Origin of the sequence: Pseudomonas sp. WS 5027, assembly GCF_012985695.1 — a bacterium.
In the GTDB taxonomy this organism is placed as follows: Bacteria; Pseudomonadota; Gammaproteobacteria; order Pseudomonadales; family Pseudomonadaceae; genus Aquipseudomonas; species Aquipseudomonas hygromyciniae.
Window position 1 is genome coordinate 36,159 of sequence record NZ_JAAQWU010000031.1, and the last position, 21,766, is coordinate 57,924.

Here is a 21,766-nt window from a genome sequence, read left to right on the forward strand (position 1 = left end):
AACTTAGAACTCCAGCCCAGCTTCACGAGCAGCATCAGCCAGCGCTTTAACGCGGCCGTGGTACTTGAAGCCAGAGCGGTCGAAAGCCACTTGCGAGACGCCAGCGGCCTTAGCACGCGTAGCGACCAGCTGGCCAACCTTAGTGGCCGCGTCGATGTTGCCAGTGGCACCATCACGCAGTTCTTTATCCAAAGTCGAGGCGCTTGCCAGGACTTTGTTGCCGTCGGCCGAGATGACCTGGGCGTAGATGTGCTGCGACGAGCGGAACACGCAGAGACGCACGACTTCGAGTTCGTGCATTTTCAGGCGTGCTTTGCGAGCGCGACGCAGTCGAGTAACTTTTTTGTCGGTCATTTGCTATGCCCTACTTCTTCTTGGCTTCTTTACGACGGACGACTTCGTCCGCGTAGCGCACACCTTTGCCTTTGTACGGCTCTGGTGGACGGAAGTCGCGGATCTCGGCAGCCACTTGACCTACCAGCTGCTTATCGATGCCCTTGATCAGGATATCGGTCTGGCTAGGAGTTTCAGCGGTGATGCCTTCCGGCAGTTCGTAATCCACTGGGTGCGAGAAGCCAAGGGCCAGGTTCAAAACCGTGCCTTTTGCTTGCGCTTTGTAACCAACACCGACCAGCTGGAGCTTGCGCTCGAAGCCTTGGCTTACGCCTTGGACCATGTTGTTTACCAACGCACGCGTGGTACCGGCCATTGCGCGAGTTTGTTGATCGCCATTGCGAGCAGCGAAACGCAGCTCACCAGCTTCTTCAACGATCTCAACGGACGAATGGATGTTCAGTTCAAGAGTACCCTTGGCACCCTTCACCGAAAGCTGTTGGCCTGCGAATTTTACTTCGACACCGGCTGGCAGCTTAACGGGGTTCTTAGCGACGCGAGACATGCTTATCCCCCCTTAGAACACAGTGCAAAGAACTTCGCCGCCGACACCGGCAGCGCGCGCAGCACGATCCGTCATCACACCTTTGTTGGTGGAGACGATAGACACGCCAAGACCGCCACGAACTTTCGGCAGATCTTCAACGGACTTGTACTGACGCAGGCCTGGACGGCTAACGCGCTTCACTTCCTCGATGACCGGACGGCCTTCGAAGTACTTCAGCTCGATGGACAGCAGTGGCTTGATTTCGCTGCTGATCTGATAACCCGCAATGTAGCCTTCGTCTTTCAGGACTTTGGCAACAGCTACCTTCAACGTGGAAGATGGCATGCTTACGACGGACTTTTCAGCCATCTGGGCATTACGGATACGAGTTAGCATGTCCGCTAACGGGTCCTGCATACTCATGGGCTAGACGCTCCTAATACAAAAAAATTAGCCTTGCGGCTACATATGTCACCGAGAATCTCCGGGCATAAAACACACGGGCTCAGGCGAGCCGCGTATTTTAGACACACTCCGGAAATGAAACAAGCCCCAAAAGGGGCTTGTTCCAGATTCTAGGCCACCGGCGGTCAGTATCTTGCGATCCTGGCCACCTGGACTTCGAAAGTACTTACCAGCTAGCTTTAACCAGACCTGGTACGTCACCACGCATTGCCGCTTCACGCAGTTTGTTACGGCCGAGGCCGAACTTGCGGTAAACGCCGTGTGGACGACCGGTCAGGCGGCAGCGGTTACGCATGCGCGAGGCGCTTGCGTCACGTGGCTGCTTCTGCAGAGCTACTGTAGCTTCCCAACGCGCTTCTGGACTTGCGTTCAGATCAACGATGATAGCTTTCAGTGCTGCACGCTTCTTGGCGTACTTGGCAACCGTGAGCTGACGCTTCAGCTCGCGGTTTTTCATGCTCATCTTGGCCATGGTCCTACTCCAATCAGTTGCGGAACGGGAATTTGAACGCACGCAGCAGAGCGCGGCCTTCATCATCGTTCTTGGCAGTGGTGGTCAGGGTGATGTCCAGACCGCGGAGAGCATCGATCTTGTCGTAGTCGATTTCCGGGAAGATGATCTGCTCTTTCACGCCCATGCTGTAGTTACCACGACCATCGAAGGACTTGGCATTCAGGCCGCGGAAGTCGCGAACCCGAGGCAGGGAGATCGACAGCAGACGATCCAGGAACTCGTACATACGCTCGCGGCGCAGAGTCACTTTGACACCGATCGGCCAACCTTCACGGACTTTAAAGCCAGCGATGGATTTCCGAGCGTAAGTCACAACGACTTTTTGACCGGTGATCTTTTCCAGGTCAGCAACAGCGTGCTCGATGACTTTTTTGTCACCGATCGCTTCGCCCAGACCCATGTTCAGGGTGATTTTGGTAACGCGCGGAACTTCCATCACGTTCGAAAGCTTAAGTTCTTCCTTAAGCTTCGGAGCGATTTCCTTCCGGTAAATCTCTTTTAGTCGTGCCATGGTCTTATCTACCTAGCAGTGTTCAAGCATCAACCGCTTTTTGGGTCGACTTGAAGACACGAATTTTCTTACCGTCTTCTACTTTGAAACCAACGCGGTCAGCCTTGTTGGTTTCGCCGTTGAAGATGGCGACGTTAGAAGCGTGCAATGGCGCTTCTTTCTCGACGATACCGCCCTGTACGCCCGACGCGGGGTTAGGCTTGGTATGACGCTTGACCAGGTTCAGACCACCAATGACCAGACGGTCATCAGCAAGAACCTTCAGCACCTTACCGCGCTTACCTTTGTCTTTGCCGGCGATCACGATGATCTCGTCGTCACGACGAATCTTTTGCATGTCGGATCTCCTTACAGCACTTCTGGGGCGAGCGAGACGATCTTCATGAACTTCTCAGTACGAAGTTCACGGGTCACTGGCCCAAAGATACGGGTGCCGATCGGCTCTTGCTTGTTGTTCAGAAGAACAGCAGCGTTGCCATCAAAGCGGATAATGGAGCCATCAGCACGACGTACGCCGTGACGAGTGCGGACTACAACAGCAGTCATCACTTGGCCTTTTTTCACTTTACCGCGAGGAATTGCTTCCTTGACGGTAACTTTGATGATGTCACCGATACCAGCGTAACGACGATGGGAGCCACCCAGCACCTTGATGCACATAACACGGCGAGCGCCGCTGTTATCGGCCACATCGAGCATGGATTGAGTCTGAATCATATAATTTCTCCGACCCCTAGTCCTTAGACTTCCACAGCGCGTTCGAGAACATCAACCAATGCCCAAGACTTGGTCTTGGCCAGCGGACGAGTTTCACGAATAGTGACTTTGTCGCCGATGTGGCACTGATTGGTTTCGTCGTGCGCGTGCAGCTTAGTCGAACGCTTAACATATTTACCGTAGATCGGGTGCTTAACGCGACGCTCGATCAAAACGGTGATGGTTTTGTCCATCTTGTCGCTGACAACACGGCCAGTCAGCGTACGGACAGTCTTTTCGGCTTCAGCCATGATCACTTACCTGCCTGCTGGTTGAGCACAGTCTTCACGCGAGCGATGTCACGCTTAACTTGCGAGAGCAGATGAGACTGCCCCAACTGGCCAGTTGCTTTCTGCATACGCAGATTGAACTGGTCGCGCAGCAGGCCGAGCAGTTGCTCGTTCAGCTGCTGTGCGGATTTTTCACGAAGTTCATTCGCTTTCATCACATCACCGTCCGTTTAACAAAGGCGGTGGCGAGCGGCAGCTTTGCAGCAGCCAGGGCAAAAGCCTCACGCGCCAGCTCTTCAGTTACACCCTCGATTTCATACAGGACTTTGCCTGGCTGAATCTGGGCTACCCAGTATTCCACGTTACCCTTACCTTTACCCATCCGAACCTCGAGAGGTTTTTTGGAGATCGGCTTGTCCGGGAATACACGGATCCAGATCTTGCCGCCACGTTTTACGTGACGGGTCAGTGCACGACGCGCTGACTCGATCTGACGAGCGGTGAGACGACCACGAGCTACAGACTTCAGCGCGAACTCGCCGAAGCTGACTTTGCTACCGCGCTGAGCCAGACCACGGTTGTGGCCTGTCATCTGCTTGCGGAACTTCGTACGCTTAGGTTGCAACATTTGGCGTACCCCTTACTTAGCAGCTTTTTTACGAGGCGCTGGTGCTTGTGGTTTCAGTTCTTCTTGGCGACCACCAATTACTTCGCCTTTGAAGATCCAAACCTTTACACCGATCACACCGTAAGTGGTGTGAGCTTCGTAGTTGGCATAGTCGATGTCGGCACGCAGGGTGTGCAACGGCACACGACCTTCGCGATACCATTCAGTACGTGCGATTTCAGCACCGCCGAGACGACCGCTCACTTGGATTTTGATGCCCTTGGCACCAATACGCATGGCGTTTTGCACGGCGCGCTTCATAGCACGACGGAACATTACGCGGCGCTCCAGCTGCTGAGCTACGCTCTGCGCAACCAGCATACCGTCGAGCTCCGGCTTGCGGATCTCTTCGATATTGATGTGCACAGGCACACCCATTTGCTTGGTCAGGTCCTGACGCAGTTTCTCAACATCTTCACCTTTCTTCCCGATAACGATACCTGGACGAGCGGTGTGGATGGTGATACGTGCAGTTTGGGCCGGACGATGGATATCGATACGGCTTACGGACGCGCTTTTTAGTTTGTCTTGGAGATACTCACGCACCTTCAGATCAGCGAACAAATAGTCCGCATAAGTCCGACCGTCTGCGTACCAGACGGAGGTGTGCTCCTTGACGATTCCCAGGCGAATGCCAATGGGATGTACTTTCTGACCCATCTCTTCGACTCCGTTACTTGTCAGCAACCTTGACAGTGATATGGCAAGACCGCTTGACGATGCGATCAGCACGGCCTTTGGCACGCGGCATGATACGCTTCAGCGAACGCCCTTCGTTGACGAAAACGGTGCTGACCTTCAGGTCATCAACGTCTGCGCCTTCGTTATGCTCGGCGTTGGCTACGGCCGACTCCAGCACTTTCTTCATGATCTCGGCGGCTTTCTTACTGCTGAAAGCCAACAAGTTGAGCGCTTCGCCCACCTTCTTCCCGCGGATCTGGTCGGCGACCAAGCGGGCTTTCTGGGCGGAGATTCGAGCGCCCGACAACTTAGCGGCTACTTCCATTTCCTAACCCCTTAACGCTTGGCTTTCTTGTCTGCCACGTGCCCACGATAAGTGCGGGTACCGGCAAACTCGCCCAGTTTGTGGCCGACCATGTCTTCGTTAACGAGAACTGGGACGTGCTGACGACCGTTGTGTACTGCGATGGTCAAACCGACCATTTGTGGCAGGATCATAGAACGGCGCGACCAGGTCTTAACTGGTTTGCGATCGTTCTTTTCCGCCGCCACTTCGATCTTCTTCAGTAGGTGAAGATCAATAAAAGGACCTTTTTTCAGAGAACGTGGCACTGTCGTATCCCTCTATTTACTTGCGACGACGGACGATCATTTTGTCGGTACGCTTATTACCACGAGTCTTCGCGCCCTTAGTCGGGAAGCCCCATGGCGATACCGGATGACGACCACCAGAGGTACGACCTTCACCACCACCGTGTGGGTGGTCAACCGGGTTCATGGCAACACCACGAACGGTTGGGCGAACGCCACGCCAGCGTTTGGCACCAGCTTTACCCAGCGAACGCAGGCTGTGCTCGGAGTTCGAGACTTCGCCCAGGGTCGCACGGCATTCAGCCAGTACTTTACGCATCTCACCAGAACGCAGACGCAGGGTCACGTAGACACCTTCACGAGCGATCAGCTGAGCCGAAGCACCAGCGGAACGAGCGATCTGTGCGCCTTTACCTGGCTTCAATTCGATGCCGTGTACGGTGCTACCAACTGGAATGTTACGCAGTTGCAGAGCGTTGCCCGGCTTGATCGGTGCCAGAGCACCTGCGATCAGCTGGTCGCCAGCACTCACGCCTTTAGGCGCGATGATGTAGCGACGCTCGCCATCTGCGTACAGCAGCAGAGCGATGTGAGCAGTACGGTTTGGATCGTATTCGATACGCTCGACAGTGGCAGAGATGCCATCTTTGTCGTTGCGACGGAAATCGACCAGACGATAATGCTGCTTATGGCCACCACCGATGTGACGAGTGGTAATACGACCATTGTTGTTACGACCACCAGTCTTCGATTTCTTCTCGAGCAGCGGTGCGTGAGGAGCGCCTTTATGCAGCTCCTGGTTGACCACCTTGACCACAAAACGGCGGCCAGGGGAAGTCGGTTTGCATTTAACGATTGCCATGATGCACCCCTTCCTTACTCAGCACTGCTGCTGAAATCGAGATCTTGGCCTGGCTGAAGGGAGATAACTGCCTTCTTCCAGTCATTACGCTTGCCCAGACCGCGAGCAGTGCGCTTGCTCTTACCCAGAACATTCAGGGTAGTAACACGCTCTACTTTCACGCTGAACAGGCTTTCGACGGCCTTCTTGATTTCCAGCTTGGTTGCGTCAGTTGCAACCTTGAAAACGAACTGGCCTTTCTTGTCAGCCAGAACCGTAGCCTTTTCGGAAACGTGCGGGCCAAGCAGAACTTTAAATACGCGTTCCTGGTTCATCCCAGCAGCTCCTCGAATTTCTTCACGGCCGACACGGTGATCAACACCTTGTCGTATGCGATCAGACTAACTGGATCGGAACCTTGCACGTCACGTACATCAACGTGTGGCAGGTTGCGAGCAGCCAGGTACAGGTTCTGATCAACAGCTTCAGACACGATCAAAACATCGGTCAGGCTCATGTTGTTCAGTTTGCCCAGCAGATCTTTGGTTTTTGGACTTTCAACAGCGAAGTCCTGAACCACGACCAGACGGTCAGTACGCACGAGTTCAGCAAGGATGGAGCGCAGTGCTGCGCGATACATCTTCTTGTTGAGCTTCTGAGAGTGATCCTGCGGACGAGCTGCGAAAGTGGTACCGCCGCCACGCCAGATTGGGCTACGGATAGTACCGGCACGAGCGCGGCCAGTACCTTTCTGACGCCAAGGGCGCTTACCGCCACCACGAACGTCGGAACGGGTCTTTTGCTGCTTGCTACCTTGACGGCCGCCGGCCATGTAGGCCACGACTGCTTGGTGAACGAGCGTCTCGTTGAATTCGCCGCCAAATGTCAGTTCGGAAACTTCGATCGCTTGAGCGTCATTTACATTTAATTGCATGTCAGCTTCCCCTTAACCGCGAGCCTTGGCCGCTGGACGTACAACCAGGTTGCCGCCAGTAGCGCCAGGAACAGCACCCTTGACCAACAACAGATTGCGTTCAGCGTCGACGCGCACTACTTCGAGGGACTGCACGGTCACGCGCTCAGCGCCCATATGACCGGACATTTTTTTGCCCTTGAATACACGACCAGGAGTCTGGCACTGGCCAATAGAGCCCGGGACGCGGTGGGAAACGGAGTTACCGTGAGTGTTGTCTTGACCACGGAAATTCCAACGCTTGATCGTACCCTGGAAGCCTTTACCCTTGGACTGACCGGTTACATCAACCAGTTGACCAGCGGCGAAGATTTCAGCGTTGATCAGATCGCCAGCCTGGTAGTCGCCTTCTTCAAGACGGAACTCCATGACAGTACGACCAGCTGCAACGTTTGCTTTAGCGAAGTGACCTGCTTGAGCAGCAGTCACGCGCGAAGCACGACGCTCGCCGACAGTGACTTGCACTGCACGATAGCCATCGGTTTCTTCAGTTTTGAACTGGGTGACGCGATTCGGCTCGATCTCAATGACCGTGACCGGAATGGAGACACCTTCTTCGGTGAAAATACGGGTCATACCGCATTTACGACCGACTACACCAATAGTCATGTTGTAAACCTCATGAGTGTACGGGGCTTTCACCCGCTATGGCCGCCCATTTCAGAGCGTTACACGACTAAGACCCGAGTCTTAGCCGAGGCTGATCTGTACTTCCACACCGGCCGCCAGATCAAGCTTCATAAGCGCATCAACGGTTTTATCCGTTGGCTGGACGATGTCCAGAACGCGCTTATGAGTACGGATCTCGTACTGGTCACGCGCGTCTTTGTTGACGTGCGGGGAGACCAGAACGGTGAACCGCTCTTTGCGGGTAGGCAGTGGAATAGGACCACGCACTTGTGCCCCAGTACGTTTCGCGGTTTCCACGATTTCCTGGGTGGATTGGTCGATCAGGCGATGGTCAAAAGCCTTCAACCTGATACGGATTTGCTGATTTTGCATTGGATTTCAGACTCCGGCTGCTATTCCCACCGAGCGCACTGCGCCCGTTAAAAGGAGGCGCAATTCTATAGACGCCCCAGATAGGTGTCAACCCAATAAAAAAGCCCCCGCTGAGCGGGGGCTTTTCAAAGCATCGAAGCTATCTCAGAAGAGATGCTTACTCGATGATTTTAGCTACAACGCCAGCACCAACGGTACGGCCGCCTTCACGGATTGCGAAGCGCAGACCGTCTTCCATTGCGATGGTTTTGATCAGGGTGACAACCATTTTGATGTTGTCGCCTGGCATTACCATTTCAACGCCTTCCGGCAGTTCGCAGTTACCAGTCACGTCAGTAGTACGGAAGTAGAACTGTGGACGGTAGCCTTTGAAGAACGGAGTGTGACGACCGCCTTCTTCTTTGCTCAGCACGTACACTTCAGCTTCGAACTTGGTGTGCGGCTTAACCGAACCTGGCTTGACCAGAACCTGGCCACGCTCAACGTCGTCACGCTTGGTACCACGCAGCAGAACGCCGCAGTTCTCGCCAGCACGACCTTCGTCGAGCAGCTTACGGAACATTTCAACACCGGTGCAGGTGGTGACGGTAGTGTCACGCAGACCAACGATTTCCAGTGGATCTTGAACCTTAACGATACCGCGCTCGATACGGCCAGTTACAACAGTACCGCGACCGGAGATCGAGAATACGTCTTCGATTGGCATCAGGAACGGCTTGTCGATAACACGAACTGGATCTGGGATGTAGCTGTCCAGAGTCTCTACCAGTTTACGAACGGACGTGGTGCCCATTTCGTTATCGTCTTTACCTTCCAGAGCCATACGAGCAGAACCGATGATGATCGGAGTGTCGTCGCCTGGGAAGTCGTAAGTGCTCAGCAGATCGCGCACTTCCATCTCAACCAGTTCCAGCAGCTCAGCGTCGTCTACCAGGTCAGCCTTGTTCAGGTAAACCACGATGTACGGAACGCCAACCTGACGGGACAGCAGGATGTGCTCACGGGTTTGTGGCATCGGACCATCAGCGGCCGAGCAAACCAGGATTGCGCCGTCCATCTGGGCAGCACCGGTGATCATGTTCTTCACATAGTCAGCGTGACCTGGGCAGTCAACGTGAGCGTAGTGACGGATCAGCGAGTTGTATTCAACGTGCGCGGTGTTGATGGTGATACCACGAGCTTTTTCTTCTGGTGCGCTGTCGATTTTATCGAAATCAACGATTGCCGAACCGAATACTTCGGAGCAAACGCGAGTCAGAGCAGCAGTCAGAGTGGTTTTACCGTGGTCAACGTGACCGATGGTGCCAACGTTGACGTGCGGTAGGGAACGATCAAATTTTTCTTTAGCCACGACAATTAACTCCTTGCCTAAAGGACTGAATCAGCCTTGTTTTTTGGATACAGTTTCAGCGATGTGCGCCGGAGCTGTGTTGTATTTTTTGAATTCCATAGAGTAGCTTGCGCGACCCTGAGACATGGAGCGAACGTCGGTCGCATAACCGAACATCTCACCCAACGGAACCTCGGCGCGAATCACTTTGCCGGAAACCGTGTCTTCCATGCCCAAGATCATGCCGCGACGACGGTTAAGGTCGCCCATGACATCACCCATATAGTCTTCAGGTGTAACAACTTCTACCGCCATGATTGGCTCAAGCAACTCACCACCGCCCTTCTGGGCCAGTTGCTTGGTTGCCATGGAAGCAGCCACCTTAAACGCCATCTCGTTGGAGTCGACGTCGTGGTAAGAACCGTCAAAAACGGTTGCTTTCAGGCCGATCAGCGGATAGCCGGCAACAACACCGTTCTTCATCTGCTCTTCGATACCCTTCTGGATAGCAGGGATGTATTCCTTAGGAACAACACCACCCACTACTTCGTTCACGAATTGCAGACCTTCCTGACCTTCGTCAGCAGGAGCAAAACGGATCCAGCAGTGACCGAACTGACCACGACCGCCGGACTGACGAACGAACTTGCCTTCGATTTCACAGTTCTTCGTGATGCGCTCACGATAGGAAACCTGAGGCTTACCGATGTTGGCTTCGACGTTGAACTCACGGCGCATCCGGTCAACCAGGATGTCCAGGTGCAGCTCGCCCATGCCAGAGATGATCGTTTGACCAGTCTCTTCATCAGTCTTAACGCGGAAAGATGGATCTTCCTGAGCAAGTTTGCCCAGAGCGATACCCATTTTTTCCTGGTCATCCTTGGTCTTAGGCTCTACGGCAACCGAAATAACCGGCTCCGGGAAGTCCATGCGAACCAGGATGATTGGCTTAGCAGCGTCGCACAAAGTCTCACCAGTGGTGACGTCCTTCATGCCGATCAGGGCCGCGATGTCACCAGCGCGTACTTCCTTGATCTCTTCACGGGCGTTTGCGTGCATTTGCACCATACGACCCACGCGCTCTTTCTTACCTTTAACCGAGTTGATCACGCCGTCGCCGGATGCCAACACGCCCGAGTAAACGCGGACGAAAGTCAAGGTACCCACGAATGGGTCGGTAGCGATCTTGAACGCCAGGGCCGAGAACGGCTCGCTGTCGTCTGCATGACGCTCCATTTCCTCTTCCTCGTTATCAGGGTTGGTACCCTTGATAGCAGGAATGTCGGTTGGAGCAGGCAGGTAGTCGATCACAGCATCGAGAACCAGGGGAACACCCTTGTTCTTGAACGAGGAACCGCAAACAGCCAAGACGATCTCACCAGCGATAGTACGCTGACGCAGAGCGGCCTTGATTTCCACGTTGGTGAGTTCTTCACCTTCGAGGTACTTGTTCATCAGCTCTTCGCTGGCTTCGGCAGCAGCCTCAACCAGGTTGTTGCGCCACTCGTCAGCCAGTTCCTGCATATCTGCAGGGATAGGCTTGCGAACAGGAACCATACCTTTGTCGGCGTCATTCCAGTAGACGGCTTCCATGGTGATCAGATCGATCTGGCCCTGGAAGTTGTCTTCGGAACCGATAGCCAATTGGATTGGCACCGGAGTGTGACCCAGACGCTGCTTGATCTGACCGATCACGCGCAGGAAGTTCGCACCAGCACGGTCCATCTTGTTTACGTAAACAAGACGCGGAACACCGTACTTGTTGGCTTGACGCCATACGGTTTCCGACTGAGGCTCAACACCCGAAGTACCACAGAACACAACGACCGCGCCGTCGAGTACACGCAGGGAACGCTCAACTTCAATAGTGAAGTCCACGTGACCCGGGGTATCGATTACGTTGAAGCGGTGCTCGTCCTTGTACTGCTTGGCAGAACCTTTCCAGAAGGCGGTAATAGCAGCAGAAGTAATGGTAATACCACGCTCCTGCTCCTGAACCATCCAGTCTGTGGTCGCGGCGCCATCATGCACCTCGCCCATTTTGTGACTTTTGCCGGTGTAAAACAGTACGCGCTCGGTGGTGGTGGTTTTACCAGCATCCACGTGAGCAACGATACCGATGTTACGGTAGCGGCTAATCGGAGTAGTACGAGCCATAAAGCCCTCGCAAAATTAGTGAAGCTAAGATTAGAAGCGGTAGTGCGAGAAAGCTTTGTTAGCTTCAGCCATACGGTGCACGTCTTCACGCTTCTTAACAGCAGCACCTTTACCTTCAGCAGCGTCCAACAGCTCGCCGGCCAAACGCAGAGCCATAGACTTCTCGCCGCGCTTACGGGCGAAGTCTACCAACCAGCGCATTGCCAGGGCGTTACGACGGGACGGACGAACTTCGACCGGAACCTGGTAAGTAGCACCGCCTACACGGCGCGACTTCACTTCGACCAGCGGAGCGATGGCGTCGAGAGCTTTCTCGAAGATTTCCAGGGGGTCGCTGTTCTTGCGTTCTTTAACCTTTTCCAGCGCGCCATAAACGATACGCTCGGCAACGGCTTTCTTGCCGCTTTCCATCACGTGGTTCATGAACTTGGCCAGAATTTGGCTTCCGTATTTTGGATCGTCAAGCACTTCGCGCTTGGCTGCTACGCGTCTTCTTGGCATGGATAAGCCCTCAAACGGTCTTCAGGTTCGCTCGGAATCGGTGCCCTTGCGGGACGCCTCCGACCTTACTCTTATCGACTCAGAAAATAAGATGATTCAGTTTACAAAAAGCCGCTACTACTTAGGCTTCTTGGTACCGTACTTCGAACGACCCTGGTTACGACCTTTAACGCCGGAAGTATCCAAGGAGCCGCGTACGGTGTGGTAACGAACACCTGGCAAGTCTTTTACACGACCGCCGCGGATCAGTACCACGCTGTGCTCTTGCAGGTTGTGGCCTTCACCGCCGATGTACGAGGAAACCTCGAAACCGTTGGTCAGGCGCACACGGCATACTTTACGCAGTGCCGAGTTAGGTTTTTTCGGCGTAGTGGTATACACGCGAGTGCATACGCCACGACGTTGCGGGCAGTTCTGCAGCGCAGGCACGTCGGATTTCTCGACGATACGCTTACGCGGCTGACGTACCAGCTGGTTGATAGTTGCCATCTACTAGCTCCACTGTTGTCTTGCGACGCTATTGTCTTGCAAGAAAAGCAAAATGGCAGGAACGAATTCCCGCCAAATTTAGGGGTACAAGAGTCTAAAGAGGATCTTGCCCCCAGTCAAGGCAAGGCCCCGACCTCCCCCTCCACCGAAACCCGACAAAACTGTCTTGTTCCGACGAACGGGGCTGCCAGGGCCCGGTCTTATTTATCGCAGAACTCAGTTACCGCTAGAGTTCAGCGCTTCGGTCAGTGCAGCTTCCACTTCACTGGCGCTTACGCGCAACGGCTTGTCGAGTTCACGGCGACGCTTACGCTCGCTGTGGTAGGCCAAACCGGTACCGGCCGGGATCAGACGACCCACAACCACGTTTTCTTTCAGGCCGCGCAAGTAGTCACGCTTGCCGGTTACCGCTGCTTCGGTCAGTACGCGAGTGGTCTCCTGGAAGGAGGCCGCCGAGATGAACGACTCAGTGGACAACGACGCCTTGGTGATACCCAGCAACACGCGAGTGAACTTGGAAACAAATTTCTCCTCGGTTGCCAGACGCTCGTTTTCTACCAGTACGTGAGTCAGTTCCATCTGGTCGCCCTTGATGAAACTCGAATCGCCGGATTCAGCGATTTCAACTTTACGCAGCATCTGACGCAGGATGGTCTCGATGTGCTTATCGTTGATCTTCACGCCTTGCAGGCGGTAAACGTCCTGGATCTCGTTAACGATGTACTTGGCCAGCGCACTCACACCCAGCAGACGCAGGATATCGTGTGGATCGCTCGGGCCGTCGGAGATAACTTCGCCGCGGTTTACCTGTTCGCCTTCGAAGACGTTCAGGTGACGCCACTTCGGAATCAGCTCTTCATACGGATCGCTACCGTCGTTCGGGGTAATGACCAGACGGCGCTTGCCCTTGGTCTCTTTACCGAACGCGATGGTGCCGCTGACTTCAGCCAGAATCGACGCTTCTTTCGGACGACGAGCTTCGAACAAGTCGGCAACACGCGGCAGACCACCGGTGATGTCACGGGTCTTCGAAGTTTCTTGCGGGATACGAGCGATAACATCACCGATCGCGATCTTCGCACCATCCGCCACACCGACCAGGGCGTTGGCTGGCAGGAAGTACTGAGCAATAACGTCAGTGCCTGGCAGCAACAGATCCTTGCCGTTGTCATCAACCATCTTCACGGCAGGACGGATGTCTTTACCGGCAGCTGGACGATCTTTGGCGTCGAGGACTTCAATGTTGGTCATACCGGTCAATTCGTCAGTCTGACGCTTGATCGTGATGCCTTCTTCCATGCCCACGTAGGTCACGGTACCTTTCATTTCGGTAACGATTGGGTGAGTGTGCGGATCCCACTTGGCTACGATTGCGCCAGCGTCGACCTTGTCACCTTCTTTAACCGAAATCACAGCACCGTACGGCAGCTTGTAACGCTCACGCTCACGACCGAAGTCATCAGCGATCGCCAGCTCACCAGAACGGGACACAGCAACCAGGTGGCCATCCACTCGCTCAACGTGCTTGAGGTTGTGCAGACGGACAGTACCGCCATTCTTCACCTGAACGCTGTCAGCTGCGGAGGTCCGGCTTGCAGCACCACCGATGTGGAACGTACGCATGGTCAACTGGGTACCCGGCTCACCGATGGACTGGGCAGCGATAACGCCAACCGCTTCACCGATGTTGACCTGGTGACCACGAGCCAAGTCACGGCCGTAGCACTTGGCGCAGATGCCGTAACGGGTTTCGCAGCTGATCGGCGAGCGAACAATCACTTCGTCGATGCTGTTGAGTTCGATGAACTCGACCCACTTCTCATCCACCAGGGTGCCGGCAGGAACGATGATTTCCTCGGTACCTGGCTTGAACACGTCACGAGCAATAACACGACCCAATACGCGCTCACCCAGAGGCTCTACAACGTCACCGCCTTCAATGTGCGGAGTCATCAGCAGGCCATGCTCGGTGCCGCAATCGATCTCGGTTACAACCAGATCTTGTGCAACGTCTACCAGACGACGAGTCAGGTAACCGGAGTTAGCGGTTTTCAACGCGGTATCCGCCAGACCTTTACGAGCACCGTGCGTGGAGATGAAGTACTGAAGTACGCTCAAACCTTCACGGAAGTTCGCAGTAATCGGCGTTTCGATGATGGAACCGTCCGGCTTGGCCATCAGGCCACGCATACCGGCGAGCTGACGGATCTGCGCAGCAGAACCCCGTGCGCCCGAGTCGGCCATCATGTACATCGAGTTGAAAGACTCTTGATCGACTTCGACACCGTGGCGGTCGATGACTTTCTCTTTCGAGAGGTTGGCCATCATCGCCTTGGAAACTTCGTCGTTGGCCTTGGACCAAAGGTCGATCACTTTGTTGTACTTCTCGCCCTGGGTTACCAGGCCGGAGGCGTACTGGCTCTCGATCTCTTTCACTTCGTCAGTGGCAGCACTGATGATGCGGGCTTTTTCATCCGGGATAACGAAGTCGTTAACACCGATGGAAACGCCGGAAATGGTCGAATAAGCGAAACCGGTATACATCAACTGGTCAGCGAAGATCACGGTCTCTTTCAGACCAACCACGCGGTAGCACTGGTTGATCAGCTTGGAGATCGCCTTCTTCTTCATCGGCAGGTTGACGACGTCGTAAGACAGACCTTTTGGCACAACCTGGTACAACAGCGCACGGCCGACAGTGGTGTCGACGATACGGGTGTTGCTCACGCTGCCGCCGTCACGATCGTTGACGGTTTCGTGGATCCGCACCTTGACCTTGGCGTGCAGTGCGGCTTCGCCGGCACGGAACACACGGTCAACTTCTTGCAGGTCAGCGAACACACGACCTTCGCCCTTGGCGTTGATCGCTTCACGGGTCATGTAGTACAGACCCAGTACAACGTCCTGCGACGGAACGATGATTGGCTCACCGTTGGCTGGCGACAGGATGTTGTTGGTCGACATCATCAACGCACGCGCTTCCAGCTGGGCTTCCAGCGTCAGCGGTACGTGCACGGCCATTTGGTCGCCGTCGAAGTCGGCGTTGTACGCAGCACAGACCAGAGGGTGCAGCTGAATAGCCTTACCTTCGATCAGTACCGGTTCAAACGCCTGGATACCCAGACGGTGAAGGGTCGGTGCACGGTTGAGGAGGACCGGGTGTTCGCGAATCACTTCAGCGAGAACGTCCCAAACCTCTGGCAGTTCGCGCTCGACCATTTTCTTGGCCGCTTTGATGGTGGTCGCGAGACCGCGCATTTCCAGCTTGCCGAAGATGAACGGTTTGAACAGCTCGAGAGCCATCTTCTTAGGCAGACCGCACTGGTGCAGACGCAGGGTCGGGCCTACGGTAATTACCGAACGACCGGAGTAGTCAACGCGCTTACCGAGCAAGTTCTGACGGAAACGACCTTGCTTACCCTTGATCATGTCGGCCAGGGATTTCAGAGGACGCTTGTTGGAACCCGTGATAGCGCGGCCACGACGACCGTTGTCGAGCAGGGCATCAACCGCTTCTTGCAACATACGCTTTTCGTTGCGCACGATGATGTCCGGAGCGGACAGATCAAGCAGGCGCTTCAAGCGGTTGTTACGGTTGATCACGCGGCGGTACAGGTCGTTGAGGTCGGAAGTCGCGAAACGACCACCATCCAACGGTACCAGCGGACGCAGGTCTGGCGGCAGAACCGGCAGAACGGTCAGCACCATCCACTCTGGCAAGTTGCCGGAACCCTGGAAGGCTTCCATCAACTTCAGACGCTTGGACAGCTTCTTGATCTTGGTTTCGGAGTTGGTTTGCGGAATTTCTTCGCGCAGGCGGCCAATCTCGTGTTCCAGGTCGATAGCGTGCAGCAGTTCGCGGACAGCTTCGGCACCCATGCGGGCATCGAAATCGTCGCCGAATTCTTCCAGCGCTTCGAAGTACTGCTCGTCGTTGAGCAGCTGACCTTTTTCAAGGGTGGTCATGCCTGGATCGATAACGACATAGCTCTCGAAGTAGAGAACGCGTTCGATATCACGCAGGGTCATGTCCATCAGCAAACCGATACGGGACGGCAGCGATTTCAGGAACCAGATGTGGGCAACCGGCGAAGCCAGCTCGATGTGCGCCATGCGCTCACGACGAACCTTGGCCAGTGCGACTTCAACGCCGCACTTCTCGCAGATCACACCACGGTGCTTCAAGCGCTTGTACTTACCGCACAGGCACTCGTAATCCTTTACCGGGCCAAAGATCTTGGCGCAGAACAGGCCGTCACGCTCAGGTTTGAACGTACGGTAGTTGATGGTTTCCGGCTTTTTAACTTCACCGAACGACCACGATCGGATCATCTCAGGCGATGCCAATCCAATACGGATGGCGTCGAACTCTTCGACTTGACCCTGGTTTTTCAGCAAATTCAGTAGGTCTTTCAAGGCCTTTCCTCCTGGCGGAGCAGAGAGCGAGCTAAACAGCCCCGCTCTCGATTCGCGTCACGTGTTATTCGGTTTCCAGATCGATATCGATGCCGAGGGAACGAATTTCTTTGATCAACACGTTGAAGGACTCGGGCATGCCCGGCTCCATACGGTGATCGCCGTCCACGATGTTTTTGTACATCTTGGTACGACCGTTCACATCGTCCGACTTCACTGTGAGCATTTCTTGCAGAGTGTATGCAGCACCGTATGCTTCCAGTGCCCAGACCTCCATCTCCCCGAAACGCTGACCACCGAACTGAGCCTTACCACCCAGCGGCTGCTGGGTAACCAGGCTGTACGAACCGGTAGAACGAGCGTGCATCTTGTCGTCTACCAAGTGGTTCAGCTTCAGCATGTACATGTAGCCAACAGTAACCGGGCGCTCGAACTTGTTGCCGGTACGGCCGTCGAACAGCTGCATCTGGCCGCTTTCTGGCAGGTCTGCCAGTTTCAGCATGGCCTTGATTTCGCTTTCCTTGGCACCGTCGAACACTGGGGTAGCCATTGGAACGCCGCCGCGCAGGTTCTTCGCCAGATCCAGGATTTCCTGGTCGGAGAAAGTGTCCAGCTCTTCTTTGCGGCCGCCGATCTCGTTGTAGATCTCGTGCAGGAACTTACGCAGGTCTGCGACCTTACGCTGCTCTTCGATCATACGGTTGATCTTCTCGCCCAGACCTTTAGCCGCGAGGCCCAGGTGGGTTTCAAGGATCTGACCAACGTTCATACGCGAAGGTACGCCCAACGGGTTGAGGACGACGTCGACCGGGGTGCCATTGGCATCGTGCGGCATGTCTTCAACCGGCATGATCACGGAGACCACACCTTTGTTACCGTGACGACCGGCCATCTTGTCGCCCGGCTGGATGCGACGACGGATTGCCAGGTAAACCTTGACGATTTTCAGCACGCCTGGAGCCAGGTCATCGCCCTGCTGCAGTTTGCGCTTCTTGTCTTCAAACTTGTCGTCCAGCAGACGGCGGCGATCAACGATATAGGCCTGAGCCTTCTCGAGCTGCTCGTTCAGAGCATCTTCAGCCATGCGCAGCTTGAACCACTGCCCATGCTCAAGACCGTCGAGGATTTCGTCGGTGATGTCCTGGCCTTTCTTCAGACCTGCGCCGCCTTCGGCCTTGTGGCCTACCAGTGCGGAACGCAGACGTTCGAAGGTCGCGCCCTCAACGATACGGAACTCTTCGTTCAGATCCTTGCGGATCTCGTCGAGCTGAGTCTTCTCGATGGACAGTGCACGAGCATCACGCTCGACGCCATCACGGGTGAAGACCTGTACGTCGATGACAGTGCCCTTGGTACCAGTAGGTACACGCAGGGAGGTGTCTTTAACGTCGCTGGCTTTTTCACCGAAAATAGCGCGCAGCAGCTTCTCTTCCGGAGTCAGTTGCGTCTCGCCTTTCGGGGTGACCTTACCGACCAGGATGTCGCCAGCGCCAACTTCAGCACCTACGTAAACGATACCGGCTTCGTCCAGCTTGTTCAGAGCAGCTTCACCCACGTTCGGGATGTCTGCGGTGATTTCCTCAGGCCCAAGCTTGGTGTCACGCGCCACACAGGTCAGTTCCTGGATGTGGATCGTGGTGAAGCGGTCTTCTTGAACCACACGCTCGGACAGGCAGATGGAGTCTTCGAAGTTGAAGCCGTTCCATGCCATGAACGCGATGCGCATGTTCTGACCCAGAGCCAACTCACCCATATCGGTGGACGGACCGTCGGCCATGATGTCACTACGCTGAACGCGATCACCCTTGCTCACCAGCGGACGCTGGTTGATGCAGGTGTTCTGGTTCGAGCGGGTGTATTTAGTCAGGTTGTAGATGTCGACACCGGCTTCGCCAGTTTCAACTTCGTCATCGGCAACACGAACCACGATACGGCTAGCATCAACGGAGTCGATCACGCCGCCACGACGAGCCACGACGCAAACGCCGGAGTCGCGAGCTACGTTACGCTCCATGCCGGTACCTACCAGCGGCTTGTCAGCACGCAGGGTCGGTACAGCTTGACGCTGCATGTTGGAACCCATCAACGCACGGTTGGCGTCATCGTGTTCCAGGAACGGGATCAGCGACGCTGCAACCGAAACTACCTGCTTGGGCGATACGTCCATCAAGGTGACGTCTTCCGGCGCCTTAACGGTGAACTCGTTCAAGTGACGAACAGCTACCAGCTCGTCGATCAGGACTTTCTTGTCGTTCATCGTGGCCGAAGCCTGAGCGATCACGTGATCAGCTTCTTCGATGGCGGACAGGAAGACGATCTCGTCGGTGACCAGGGCGTCTTTCACCACGCGGTACGGGCTTTCAAGGAAGCCGTACTGGTTGGTGCGCGCATAGGCAGCCAGAGAGTTGATCAGACCGATGTTCGGACCTTCCGGCGTTTCGATCGGGCATACACGACCGTAGTGCGTCGGGTGAACGTCACGAACTTCAAAGCCAGCACGCTCACGGGTCAGACCGCCCGGGCCCAGTGCAGAGACACGGCGCTTGTGGGTGATCTCAGAGAGCGGGTTGTTCTGGTCCATGAACTGCGAGAGCTGGCTGGAACCGAAGAACTCTTTCACCGCCGCAGCCACTGGCTTGGCGTTGATCAGGTCTTGCGGCATCAGGCCTTCGCTTTCAGCCATCGACAGACGCTCTTTGACCGCACGCTCAACACGTACCAGGCCAACGCGGAACTGGTTCTCGGCCATTTCGCCTACACAGCGAACACGACGGTTACCCAGGTGGTCGATGTCATCGACGATGCCTTTGCCGTTACGGATGTCGACCAGGGTCTTCAGGACCGCAACGATGTCTTCCTTGCACAGCACGCCCGAACCTTCGATCTCGGTACGACCGATACGACGGTTGAACTTCATCCGGCCGACCGCAGACAGGTCATAGCGCTCAGGGCTGAAGAACAGGTTGTTGAACAGGGTTTCGGCAGCGTCTTTGGTAGGTGGCTCGCCAGGACGCATCATGCGATAGATCTCGACCAGCGCTTCCAATTGGTTGCTGGTGGAGTCGATCTTCAGGGTGTCGGAGACGAACGGACCGCAGTCGATATCGTTGGTGTACAGGGTCTCGATGCGAACAACCTGAGCCTTGGCGATTTTTGCCAGGATCTCGGTGTTCAGCTCGGTGTTGCACTCAGCCAGGATTTCGCCTGTAGCCGGGTGAACGATGACCTTGGCGGTAGTCCGACCCAGGACATAGTCCAGAGGCACGTCCAGCGACTTGATACCGGCTTTTTCGATCTGGTTGATGTGGCGCGCAGTAATACGACGGCCAGCCTCAACAATGACTTTGCCCTTCTCATCCTGGATGTCCAGGACCGCAATTTCACCACGCAGACGCGAAGCAATCAGTTCCAGGCTGAGGGTTTCATCCTTCAGGCTGAAGACGTTGGTGGTGTAGAAAGCGTCCAGCACCTGCTCGGTGGTATAGCCGAGCGCGCGCAGCAGTACCGAGGCCGGCAGCTTGCGACGACGGTCGATACGCACGAACACGCAGTCTTTCGGGTCGAACTCGAAGTCCAACCACGAACCACGGTACGGAATGATCCGCGCGGAGTACAGGAGCTTGCCGGAGCTGTGCGTCTTGCCGCGGTCGTGGTCGAAGAACACGCCCGGGGAACGGTGCAGCTGGGAAACGATTACACGCTCGGTACCGTTGATAACGAAGGTACCGTTCTCAGTCATCAACGGGATTTCGCCCATGTAGACTTCTTGCTCTTTGATGTCCTTGATCGCTTTGTTCGACGATTCTTTGTCGAAAATGATCAGACGAACTTTTACCCGCAAAGGTACGGCGTACGTAACACCGCGCAACACGCATTCTTTGACATCAAATGCCGGTTCGCCCAGGCGATAACCGACGTACTCCAGCGCAGCATTGCCGGAGTAGCTGATGATCGGGAAAACGGATTTGAAGGCCGCATGCAGGCCCACGTCGCGGAACTGATCTTTGGTCGCTCCCGCCTGCAAGAATTCACGATACGAATCCAGCTGGATAGCCAGAAGGTACGGGACATCCATGACGTCCGGCAACTTGCTAAAGTCCTTGCGGATACGTTTTTTCTCAGTATATGAGTAAGCCATCAGCGTTCCCCAGCTTGGTCACCTGCTTGTTTGGCCCTCCCGACGGGAGCAGCCAGAAAATCTTGCAAACCCCATGGTTTGCACCACCGCATCGGGTGGCTACAGCGCGTTAGTGGCGGCGACCGAGTCGACAGCCAAGAACGGAAAAAGGCCGGTGGCAAGAGCCACCAGCCATCAGCCTTCAGCTTAACGCTTGGGCTGGAAACGCAAGGTCGATGCTTACTTCAGCTCGACTTTGGCGCCTGCTTCTTCCAGTACTGCTTTGGCTTTGTCAGCAGCGTCTTTCGACACAGCTTCCAGAACCTGGGCAGGAGCGCCGTCAACTACAGCCTTGGCTTCTTTCAGGCCCAGACCGGTCAGTTCACGTACTGCCTTGATCACGTTTACTTTCTTCTCGCCAGCTTCCAGCAGCATGACGTTGAATTCGGTTTGCTCTTCAGCAGCAACAGCAGCAACAGCTGGGCCAGCGGAAGCAGCGGCAGCGGAAACGCCGAATTTTTCTTCGAAAGCTTTGATCAGCTCAACAACCTGCAGAACCGACATTTCAGCTACGGCGTTGAGGATATCTTCTTGGGAGATAGACATTACTGTATTTCCTGAATTGGGGGACGGCCTACGCGGCCA

25 protein-coding genes are annotated in these 21,766 nt (G+C 55.2%); all 25 read right to left on the minus strand.

Translation table 11 applies throughout. The features are described 5' to 3' along the window. Window positions 1-3: 3 nt before the first annotated feature. A complete protein-coding gene (rplR, locus tag HBO09_RS26450) occupies window positions 4-354 on the minus strand; it encodes a 50S ribosomal protein L18 (protein WP_003186037.1) in 351 nt (116 codons plus the stop codon). A 10-nt stretch (window positions 355-364) separates the two neighbouring features. Further along, window positions 365-898 carry a 50S ribosomal protein L6 gene (gene rplF, locus HBO09_RS26455; protein WP_003176412.1) on the minus strand — a complete coding sequence of 178 codons (534 nt, stop codon included), beginning with the start codon at window positions 896-898 and terminating at the stop codon, window positions 365-367. A gap of 12 nt (window positions 899-910) precedes the next feature. Next, a complete protein-coding gene (rpsH, locus tag HBO09_RS26460) occupies window positions 911-1,303 on the minus strand; it encodes a 30S ribosomal protein S8 (protein WP_017848802.1) in 393 nt (130 codons plus the stop codon). Between the two features lie 208 nt (window positions 1,304-1,511). Beyond that, on the minus strand, window positions 1,512-1,817 hold the full coding sequence (gene rpsN, locus HBO09_RS26465) for a 30S ribosomal protein S14 (RefSeq protein WP_003176414.1): 306 nt from the start codon (window positions 1,815-1,817) through the stop codon (window positions 1,512-1,514). A 13-nt stretch (window positions 1,818-1,830) separates the two neighbouring features. Further along, window positions 1,831-2,370, minus strand: coding sequence for a 50S ribosomal protein L5 (rplE, locus tag HBO09_RS26470; protein ID WP_003210069.1), 540 nt, complete (start codon window positions 2,368-2,370; stop codon window positions 1,831-1,833). 22 nt (window positions 2,371-2,392) lie between these two features. Beyond that, window positions 2,393-2,707, minus strand: a complete 315-nt coding sequence (rplX, locus tag HBO09_RS26475; protein ID WP_029299388.1) for a 50S ribosomal protein L24 — start codon at window positions 2,705-2,707, stop codon at window positions 2,393-2,395. An 11-nt stretch (window positions 2,708-2,718) separates the two neighbouring features. After that, window positions 2,719-3,087 carry a 50S ribosomal protein L14 gene (rplN, locus tag HBO09_RS26480; RefSeq protein WP_002555479.1) on the minus strand — a complete coding sequence of 123 codons (369 nt, stop codon included), beginning with the start codon at window positions 3,085-3,087 and terminating at the stop codon, window positions 2,719-2,721. Window positions 3,088-3,110: 23 nt separating this feature from the next. After that, window positions 3,111-3,377, minus strand: coding sequence for a 30S ribosomal protein S17 (gene rpsQ, locus HBO09_RS26485; protein ID WP_003176419.1), 267 nt, complete (start codon window positions 3,375-3,377; stop codon window positions 3,111-3,113). A 2-nt stretch (window positions 3,378-3,379) separates the two neighbouring features. Continuing rightward, window positions 3,380-3,571: a 50S ribosomal protein L29 gene (rpmC, locus tag HBO09_RS26490; RefSeq protein ID WP_002555481.1), complete on the minus strand. Its 192-nt coding sequence runs from the start codon at window positions 3,569-3,571 to the stop codon at window positions 3,380-3,382. Continuing rightward, complete coding sequence (gene rplP / locus HBO09_RS26495; protein ID WP_003232424.1) at window positions 3,571-3,984, minus strand: 50S ribosomal protein L16; 414 nt, start codon at window positions 3,982-3,984, stop codon at window positions 3,571-3,573. The genes rpmC and rplP overlap by 1 nt, the downstream gene beginning before the upstream one ends. A gap of 12 nt (window positions 3,985-3,996) precedes the next feature. Further along, on the minus strand, window positions 3,997-4,683 hold the full coding sequence (rpsC, locus tag HBO09_RS26500) for a 30S ribosomal protein S3 (RefSeq protein ID WP_003176422.1): 687 nt from the start codon (window positions 4,681-4,683) through the stop codon (window positions 3,997-3,999). Between the two features lie 13 nt (window positions 4,684-4,696). Continuing rightward, complete coding sequence (gene rplV / locus HBO09_RS26505) at window positions 4,697-5,029, minus strand: 50S ribosomal protein L22 (protein ID WP_003103908.1); 333 nt, start codon at window positions 5,027-5,029, stop codon at window positions 4,697-4,699. Window positions 5,030-5,040: 11 nt separating this feature from the next. Next, window positions 5,041-5,316 carry a 30S ribosomal protein S19 gene (rpsS, locus tag HBO09_RS26510; RefSeq protein ID WP_002555486.1) on the minus strand — a complete coding sequence of 92 codons (276 nt, stop codon included), beginning with the start codon at window positions 5,314-5,316 and terminating at the stop codon, window positions 5,041-5,043. Between the two features lie 16 nt (window positions 5,317-5,332). Beyond that, window positions 5,333-6,157, minus strand: a complete 825-nt coding sequence (gene rplB, locus HBO09_RS26515; RefSeq protein WP_003176423.1) for a 50S ribosomal protein L2 — start codon at window positions 6,155-6,157, stop codon at window positions 5,333-5,335. A 14-nt stretch (window positions 6,158-6,171) separates the two neighbouring features. Continuing rightward, on the minus strand, window positions 6,172-6,471 hold the full coding sequence (rplW, locus tag HBO09_RS26520) for a 50S ribosomal protein L23 (protein WP_002555488.1): 300 nt from the start codon (window positions 6,469-6,471) through the stop codon (window positions 6,172-6,174). Beyond that, complete coding sequence (gene rplD, locus HBO09_RS26525; protein WP_003176424.1) at window positions 6,468-7,070, minus strand: 50S ribosomal protein L4; 603 nt, start codon at window positions 7,068-7,070, stop codon at window positions 6,468-6,470. The genes rplW and rplD overlap by 4 nt, the downstream gene beginning before the upstream one ends. Before the next feature lie 12 nt (window positions 7,071-7,082). Beyond that, the gene (rplC, locus tag HBO09_RS26530; RefSeq protein ID WP_007253310.1) at window positions 7,083-7,718 is read right to left on the minus strand and encodes a 50S ribosomal protein L3; all 636 of its coding nucleotides are present in this window, start codon (window positions 7,716-7,718) and stop codon (window positions 7,083-7,085) included. An 81-nt stretch (window positions 7,719-7,799) separates the two neighbouring features. Next, complete coding sequence (rpsJ, locus tag HBO09_RS26535) at window positions 7,800-8,111, minus strand: 30S ribosomal protein S10 (RefSeq protein ID WP_003186070.1); 312 nt, start codon at window positions 8,109-8,111, stop codon at window positions 7,800-7,802. Between the two features lie 157 nt (window positions 8,112-8,268). Next, window positions 8,269-9,462, minus strand: a complete 1,194-nt coding sequence (tuf, locus tag HBO09_RS26540) for an elongation factor Tu (RefSeq protein WP_003176426.1) — start codon at window positions 9,460-9,462, stop codon at window positions 8,269-8,271. A gap of 30 nt (window positions 9,463-9,492) precedes the next feature. Next, entirely contained in the window at window positions 9,493-11,598 is a 2,106-nt protein-coding gene (gene fusA, locus HBO09_RS26545) for an elongation factor G (RefSeq protein WP_169998327.1), read from the minus strand. 30 nt (window positions 11,599-11,628) lie between these two features. Next, window positions 11,629-12,099: a 30S ribosomal protein S7 gene (gene rpsG / locus HBO09_RS26550; RefSeq protein ID WP_002555493.1), complete on the minus strand. Its 471-nt coding sequence runs from the start codon at window positions 12,097-12,099 to the stop codon at window positions 11,629-11,631. 117 nt (window positions 12,100-12,216) lie between these two features. After that, window positions 12,217-12,588, minus strand: a complete 372-nt coding sequence (gene rpsL / locus HBO09_RS26555) for a 30S ribosomal protein S12 (protein ID WP_002555494.1) — start codon at window positions 12,586-12,588, stop codon at window positions 12,217-12,219. Between the two features lie 216 nt (window positions 12,589-12,804). Beyond that, window positions 12,805-17,004: a DNA-directed RNA polymerase subunit beta' gene (gene rpoC / locus HBO09_RS26560; protein ID WP_169951377.1), complete on the minus strand. Its 4,200-nt coding sequence runs from the start codon at window positions 17,002-17,004 to the stop codon at window positions 12,805-12,807. A 64-nt stretch (window positions 17,005-17,068) separates the two neighbouring features. Beyond that, window positions 17,069-21,142, minus strand: coding sequence for a DNA-directed RNA polymerase subunit beta (rpoB, locus tag HBO09_RS26565; RefSeq protein WP_029299252.1), 4,074 nt, complete (start codon window positions 21,140-21,142; stop codon window positions 17,069-17,071). 219 nt (window positions 21,143-21,361) lie between these two features. After that, window positions 21,362-21,727 (minus strand): 50S ribosomal protein L7/L12, encoded by a 366-nt coding sequence (gene rplL, locus HBO09_RS26570; RefSeq protein WP_010566858.1) that lies wholly within the window; start codon window positions 21,725-21,727, stop codon window positions 21,362-21,364. Window positions 21,728-21,766 lie beyond the last annotated feature (39 nt).